Consider the following 676-nt stretch of genomic DNA (forward strand, 5'->3'; position numbering starts at 1 on the left):
GCGTAAAGTCGACTTTCTTGCCGTCCTGCCAGACGGTCAGGCGGTCGAAATTGCTGGCCATAAAGTTGATGTACTCTTCCGTCAGCAGCGCAACGCCCGGAAAGCCGCCCATGGTGTTAGGGCCGTCTGGCAACAGATGACCATGCCAGGCTCCGAGATCGAAAAACGGATTAAAACGCTGGTGATCGTCGTAATCGTAATCCTTCATGTACTGCGGCGCGCCAGTACGGTTAATCACGTTTTTATAATTGTCGGCGTTATCGGCATGGGCGGAAAAACTTATCAGCAGAGCGCAGGTTACTGGCGTTAAAATAGTTTTTATTTTCATGAAATTACAGTCCTTATTACCAGTAGAAATATTGCATCAGGAAGATTTGGTCGCTGGGATCGTGAGAGGCATTTTTCATGTAGAAGCGGCTATCAAAAGCCGTGACGAAACGTCCGCCGCCGTATTCGTACCAGATACCAAACTGCATGAAAGAGGTGGTTTCATCGTCAGCGTGGTCAGGGCGATGTTTGGCGTAGGTGTAAGCGGTGGAGAGATAAACGCCCTTTAACGCTTCATACATGGCGCTCACCATCATCCCACTTTCACTTCCCGGTACGTCCAGCCCGTCGGCGCGTCCGGTATGGTGCCAGGCGCGAGCGGCAAAGTTAGGAGTTAGCAGGCCCGTGA

General features: G+C 51.5%; 1 protein-coding gene and 1 pseudogene. Both read right to left on the reverse strand.

Features of this window, described 5'->3' with window-relative positions; genetic code table 11:
* Positions 1-328, reverse strand: a 328-nt coding sequence (locus ACLO87_RS16740; RefSeq protein WP_430224336.1) for a hypothetical protein, incomplete at its 3' end; no start/stop codon positions are given.
* A 16-nt stretch (positions 329-344) separates the two neighbouring features.
* A pseudogene (gene ygjJ, locus ACLO87_RS16745) lies at positions 345-676 on the reverse strand (protein YgjJ); the annotation flags it as partial.

Source organism: Paenalcaligenes sp. Me52, from assembly GCF_050487965.1.
Taxonomy (GTDB): Bacteria; Pseudomonadota; Gammaproteobacteria; order Burkholderiales; family Burkholderiaceae_B; genus Paenalcaligenes.